Annotated in this window: 6 protein-coding genes and 2 pseudogenes; 4 read left to right on the forward strand and 4 right to left on the reverse strand. The window is 70.1% G+C overall.

From position 1 onward, the window contains the following. Positions 1–486, reverse strand: a pseudogene (locus FUT87_RS01055) (hypothetical protein); the annotation flags it as partial. 66 nt (positions 487–552) lie between these two features. On the opposite strand from FUT87_RS01055, the gene FUT87_RS01060 reads away from it, so the two are divergent. From FUT87_RS01060 to FUT87_RS01070, 3 genes are read left to right on the forward strand one after another with little or no spacing between them, the layout of a single operon-like run. Next, a complete protein-coding gene (locus FUT87_RS01060; RefSeq protein ID WP_099862122.1) occupies positions 553–1,020 on the forward strand; it encodes a RidA family protein in 468 nt (155 codons plus the stop codon). Beyond that, positions 1,020–1,517: a disulfide bond formation protein B gene (locus FUT87_RS01065; RefSeq protein WP_091732419.1), complete on the forward strand. Its 498-nt coding sequence runs from the start codon at positions 1,020–1,022 to the stop codon at positions 1,515–1,517. Before FUT87_RS01060 ends, FUT87_RS01065 begins: the two co-directional genes overlap by 1 nt. Before the next feature lie 50 nt (positions 1,518–1,567). Then, complete coding sequence (locus tag FUT87_RS01070; protein ID WP_147239804.1) at positions 1,568–1,954, forward strand: VOC family protein; 387 nt, start codon at positions 1,568–1,570, stop codon at positions 1,952–1,954. A 26-nt stretch (positions 1,955–1,980) separates the two neighbouring features. Here the strand turns inward: FUT87_RS01070 and FUT87_RS01075 are convergent, their stop codons facing one another. Beyond that, a complete protein-coding gene (locus tag FUT87_RS01075) occupies positions 1,981–2,310 on the reverse strand; it encodes a helix-turn-helix domain-containing protein (protein WP_147239805.1) in 330 nt (109 codons plus the stop codon). Positions 2,311–2,592: 282 nt separating this feature from the next. Here FUT87_RS01075 and FUT87_RS01080 point away from each other — a divergent pair. Further along, a pseudogene (locus tag FUT87_RS01080) lies at positions 2,593–4,194 on the forward strand (alkaline phosphatase D family protein). Here the strand turns inward: FUT87_RS01080 and FUT87_RS01085 are convergent. Further along, a complete protein-coding gene (locus FUT87_RS01085; protein WP_186830296.1) occupies positions 4,195–4,863 on the reverse strand; it encodes a helix-turn-helix transcriptional regulator in 669 nt (222 codons plus the stop codon). Between the two features lie 238 nt (positions 4,864–5,101). Then, a partial coding sequence (locus FUT87_RS01090; RefSeq protein ID WP_147239807.1) for a DUF1501 domain-containing protein occupies positions 5,102–6,309 on the reverse strand: 1,208 nt, incomplete at its 5' end.

Consider the following 6,309-nt stretch of genomic DNA (forward strand, 5'->3'; position numbering starts at 1 on the left):
CGAGGCGGCATCGGCGGCGAGCACGAATCGCCAGCCCTCGGTGCCGCCCAGGCCGGTGGTGCGCTGCGGCAGGCTGGCGATGCGGCCGGTGATCGTCATGACCTGGCCCTCGCGCGCCACCGGCAGCACCTCGGCCAGGCGCAACGCGGCGCGGTGGGCGGTCAGGCCCGCACCAGCCAGCGCCGCGAGCAGCGCCCACGCGAGCCAATGGCTCGACCATCGCGATCGCGCTCGCGGTCGTGGTGGTGACGTCCCTCCTTGCCATGCAGGCCCCCGCAGCCATGGCGCCCATCGTGCCCATCGCGGCCAGGGCCGGTCCACGTTGCCGTCGGCCGCCGTCGATCGATCCCGCACCGGGGCGACCGGCAGCACCATCGTCAACACCAGCGCGACGACGCAGGCGAGCCAGGCGCCCCATGCCTGCGGTCCGGGCAGGACCGGCAGGCGATGGACCAGCCCCATGCCGACCAGGGCTGCTGCGGGCACCAGCGTCCAGCGCCATGCCGGGGTGTAGGATTCGCGGCGCTTTTTTTCACTTCCGCGCACATCCTCATGAGCACTTCCGTCTATGACCGCCTGACCCAACTCGGCATCGAGCTGCCGCCGGTGGCGGTGCCCGCCGCGGCCTACGTGCCCTTCGTCCGGACCGGCAACCTGGTGTTCCTGTCGGGTCATATCGCGAAGAAGGACGGCAAGCCCTGGGTGGGCCAGCTCGGCAAGGACACCGACACGGCCACCGGCCAGCAGGCGGCACGCGCGATCGCGATCGACCTGCTCGGCACGCTGCACGCGGCGGTCGGCGACCTGAACAAGGTCAAGCGGGTCGTCAAGCTGATGAGCCTGGTCAACAGCACCGGCGACTTCACCGAGCAGCACCTGGTGACCAACGGCGCCTCCGAGCTGATCGGCGAGGTCTTCGGCCCCGAGAAGGGCGCGCATGCGCGCAGCGCCTTCGGCGTGGCGCAGATCCCGCTCGGCGCCTGCGTCGAGATCGAGCTGATCGCCGAGATCGCGGACTGATGCGCGCGCTGACCGCCTCGCGCGTGCTGGCCTTCAGCGCGCTGGTGTCGCTCGCCGGCGTGGCGGCGGCGCTGGTGGCGCAGTACCAGTTCGGGGTCAAGCCCTGCCCCTGGTGCGTGATGCAGCGCGGCATCTTCCTGCTGATCGCCGCGGTGAGCGCGCTGGGCTGGCTGCTGCAGCGCGTGGGCGCCGCGCGCGTGGTGGCGCTGCTGCTGACCGCGGCGCTCGGCGTGGCGGGTCTGTTCGCCGCGGGCTACCAGCATGAAGTGGCCTCCAAGCTGGCCACCTGCGACATGACCTTCGCCGATCGCGTGCTGACGGCGCTGGACCTGGAAACCAGGCTTCCGAGTGTCTTCATGGTCACGGCCAACTGCAGCGAGGCCTCCGCGTACACGCTGCTCGGTCTGCCTTATGAAATCTGGAGCGGCGCGCTGTTCACCCTGATCGCGCTGCTGTGTCTGCTGACGCTCAAGCGCGGCGCGGTGCATCGTCGGTGAGCCGACGCGCCGATGTCCTTGCGATCGGTCAACCTGACGGGAGTCTCCCCATGAAGCGTGTGACAGGCATCGGCGGCATCTTCTTCAACGCCAAGGACCCGGCGGCCTTGCGCGACTGGTACCGCACGCACCTCGGCGTGGACGTGCTGCCCTGGGGCGGCGCGGCGTTCCAGTGGACGGACGAGGCGGGCCAGCCCACCGGCGGCACGACGATCTGGTCGATCGGCGCGGCGGACACGGCCGGCTTCGGCCCGCACGGCAAGTCCTTCATGATCAATTACCGCGTCGCCGACCTGGCCGCCCTGCTGCAGGCGCTGCGCGCCGAGGGCTGCGAGGTGCTCGACAAGACCGACGACTCTGAATACGGCAAGTTCGGCTGGGTCATCGACCCCGAAGGCAACCAGGTCGAGCTCTGGGAGCCGCCGGCCGGGCAGTGAACACCGCCCGCGCCGCGGGCGCGGGATCAGAAGTTCAACTGGCCGGGCCGGATGCCCAGGGCCTTCGCGATGCGCTCGCGCGACGAGCGCCGCGGTCGAGGGCTGGCCTCCAGTTGCGCGTAGGCGCCCTGCGTGATCCCGAGCCGATCCGCCACCGCTTGCTGCGTCAGCCCGAGGTGCGTGCGCCAAGCCTTGGCGCCGGTCATCTGCTCGTTGAACACCAACTGCGCCACGGCGTCGGGGATCAAGTCGCCCACGGCCTCGAAATGCCGCACGAATTCGTCATACGGAAGCACGACGAATGCGGGCAGGCCGTCCGCGCCCACGATGGTCTGGAAATCAATAGGTTTGTTCATCGCGCTTCTTCACTTCCTCGAACCGCATCGCCTTCTCGGTCGAGTTGATGCGATTCATGCATGCCATACGGTTTGATTAGCTTTATCGACGCTAATCTGATGCGCATAGGGGCGCTTTGACATCACGCAACATTGGATTTCGCCTCGCCCTCAAGAGGGAGCAAATGGGGGATGGGCAGTGTTGCAAATGAGCGCGCCGTCAGCTTCGTTCAAGCCTGTTCACTGCCGCGTCATACCCCACCGGCAGCATCGCGGGCTTTGCCACTTCGCCGGGAGACCCGCATGGACCGCCGCCGCTTCCTCCACGCCAGCACCTTGCTCGGAGGCGGCACGCTGCTGGCGCCCCACGGCCTGCGCGCGCAGGGCACGCCGCAGGCGCCGGCCCTCATCACCCGCGATGCGATGCGGCCGCAGATGCCCCATGGCATCCAGTCCGGCGATCCGATCGCCGATGGCGCCATCATCTGGACCCGCGCCGACCGCCCCGCCCGGCTCTGGCTCGAGTGGTCCACCACCGCCAGCTTCGCCAACGCGCAGCGGGTGCGCGGTCCGCATCTGCTCGAGGACTCCGACTTCACCGGCCGCGTCGATCTGCGCGGCCTGCCCGCCGGCCAGGAGATCTTCTACCGCGTCATCCTGTAGGACCTGCGCAACGAGCGCGTCCTGTCCGAGCCGATGCCCGGCCACCTGCGCCTGCCCGACGCCTTCGGCAGCCGGTCGGTGCGCGACCTGCGCTTCGCCTGGAGCGGCGACACCTGCGGTCAAGGCTGGGGCATCAACGAGGCCTGGGGCGGGATGAAGATCTACGAGCAGATCCGCCGCATCAATCCCGACTTCTTCCTGCACAGCGGCGACACCATCTACGCCGACAGCCCCATCCCCGCCGAGATCACGCTGCCCGACGGCTCGCTCTGGCGCAACCTCGTCACCGAGCAGACCAGCAAGGTCGCCGAGACGCTGGACGAATACCGCGGCCGCTACCGCTACAACCTGATGGACGCCAATGTCCGCCGCCTGTCGGCGCAGGTCCCGCAGATCTGGCAGTGGGACGACCATGAGGTCACCAACAACTACTCGGACAGCAAGGACCTCTCCGGCGACGCCCGCTACACCGAAAAGAATGTCCCGCTGCTGGTGGCCCGCGGCACGAAGGCCTTCCAGGAATACGCGCCGATGCGCCGCTTCGGCGACGCCGAGAGCGAGCGCATCTACCGTCACCTGCCGCAGGGGCCGCTGCTGGACGTCTTCGTCGTCGACATGCGCAGCTATCGCGGCCCCAACAGCGCCAACCTGCAGACCGAGGAGAACGCCGCGAGCGCCTTCCTGGGCCGCCCGCAGATCGGCTGGCTGCTGGACGGGCTCAAGCGCTCGAAGGCGGTGTGGAAGGTGATCGCGGCCGACATGCCCATCGGCCTGCACGTGAACGACGGCAAGGACGCCGAGGGCCGCGACAAATGGGAGGCCATCGCCAATGGCGACGACGGCGCGCCGCGCGGCCGCGAGCTGGAGATCGCGCGCCTGCTCAGCGAGATCAAGCGCCACCGCCTCCACAACATCGTCTGGCTCACGGCCGACGTGCATTACACGGCCGCGCATTTCTTCGACCCGGCCCGGGCGAAGCACACCGACTTCCTGCCGTTCTGGGAGTTCGTCTCCGGTCCGCTGCATGCCGGCGGCTTCGGCCCCAACAAGGCCGACGGCACCTTCGGCATGCAGGTGGTCTACCAAAAGGGACCGGGCGTGGCCAACGCCGCGCCGGCGGTCGACACCCAGTTCTTCGGACAGGTCGACATCGACGCGAAGACCCGCGCGATGACGGTCACGCTGAAGGACCTGGCCGGCACCGCCCTCTTCAGCAAGACGCTGGCGCCGCGGCGCGGTTGATCAGCGCAGCTCGACCACGCGCAGCACGCCCTGCATCGGCGGCAGCTGCGCCACCATCGCGACCAGGTCGCGGATGCTCTCGGTGGCCGTCTTCGCGCGCACGCTCGCGATCTGCGTGCGCACCGTCGAGATCGCCACGCCGTGGCGCTGCGCGATCTCCTGTGGCTGCAGGCCGGCGCACAGCGCCTGCAGCACCTGCTGCTCGGCCGCGGTCAGCTGATGCTCGCGCGCGAAGGCCAGCATCGGCAGCTCGCCGCACAGGTTGCGCTTGCCCAGTACCAGCAGCGCCTGCGCGGTGCGCCCCAGGCCGTCCTGCAGCGGCAGCACCGACAGCGACAGCCGCCCGGCGCCCCGCCCCAGGCAGATCAGGTGGCGCAGGCCGCGCTGCACGTCGGCCAGCGCGCCCTCGAGCCGGAGCTGGTCGTTGCGTTGTGGCGCCACCAGTTGGCCGTCGATGAGCTGCAGCGGCGAGGTCTCGTCGAGCTGCCGCCTGGCGGTGCTGTTGGCATACAGCAGCTGGCCGTCCCCGCCGACGAGGCAGACCCCCAGGTCGATCTCCTCCAGCGCGTGACGCCACCACCGGTCCGGCGATCCTCGCCGGCGTTCCGGACCGCGATAGGACAAGAGCCGGCCCGTCTCGGGGCCCCTCCCCAACACCATGCCATCCATCTCAGCCTCCCTGTTCAGGCGCGTGTGGAACGCGGCCCTCGACGTGCACGGTCTGCGCCGCGATGAGGTGTGTGGGGCCTTCAGGGATGTTAGGAGAACCGCCCGACATTGCGTAGCGGAACTTCGCGCGCGCGGCCCCCTAGGGCTGGGGGGCCGGCGATGTCGGTCCGGCGCCGATATACCGGGAGGCCTGCCGGCCGCGCGGCCCGTCGTCATCGGTGATCCACGCTGGTGCACCTCAGCCCAGGAAGCCCAGGTCGGCGGCCGCGAAGTTGCCGATGTTGGGCAGCACCGTCCGCAGCTCGCTGGCCGGCACGCCCATCCACAGCGCCAGCGTCGCGGCGAGCTGGTCCACCGAGGTCGTCGGCAGCAGCCGCCCCTGGCCGACGTCGTCCGGGCCGTTGACGCTCACCGACGGCGCCGTGCCGTAGAAGCGCCCGCCCCGCACCGCGCCGCCCATCACGAAGTGGTGCGCGCCCCAGCCGTGGTCGGTGCCGTCGCCGTTGCTGCTCAGCGTGCGGCCGAAATCGGAAGCGGTGAAGGTGGTGACCTGGTCCGCCATGCCCAGCTCGCGCAGCGCCGCATCGAAGCTGCCCAGCGCGCCGCCGAGCTGCTGCATCAACTGAGGGTGCCGCGAAGTGAGGCCGTCGTGCAGGTCGAAGCCGCCCATCGAGACGAAATAGACCTGCCGCGTCATCCCCAGCGACGCGCGCGCTGCGATCAGGCTCGCCACCGTCTTGAGCTGGCGCGCGAGCGAGTCGCTCGCGAAGGCCGCCGTGATCGTGGCGCCGCCCGCCAGCGCGGTGCTCAGCGTCGACTGCAGCTCGATCGAGCGCGCCGTCACGCGGTTGAGCTCGACCTCCATGGGATGGCTCCGCTGCTCGGTGATCAGCGCCCGCAACAGCGTCGCGCAGGAGCTGGACCCGAACATCTGGCTGCCGATGCCGTTGATCGGCTTCTTGCCGCCCGGCCCGGTCAGGTACTGGAAGGCCTGCTCGCCGGCCTGGAACACCGCGTTGCCCGAGACATTGATGCAGGTCAGCCCGGCACGGCCATTGGCCGAGAGCATCAGGTCGGCCATGCGCCCGCCCCAGCCGGTGCGCGCACCCTCGACGCTGGACGACTGCCAGAGGCTGGCCTGGTCGTTGTGGGAGAACAGCTTGGGCGGCGCCGGCACCGCGCCCGAGCGGTACTGCGCCAGCGTCATCGGCGCCATCAGCGTGCCGATGTTCAACATCACCGCCAGCCGGCCGCCGTCGAAGACCGGCTTGATCGCCGACAGCCCCGGCGCCAGCGCCATCTGCCGACCGTCCGGCAGCGCCACGGTGGGCGCCAGCGCGGTCGCGGCCAGCGCGTCGCGGCCGATCGCCAGCGTCGGCCGGATCGCCGCGTAGGCCTGGTGGTTGACGGTGTCGTAGGGGATCACCGTGTTGCCGTGGTCGTTGC

The sequence above is a fragment of the Mitsuaria sp. TWR114 genome, from assembly GCF_007997345.1.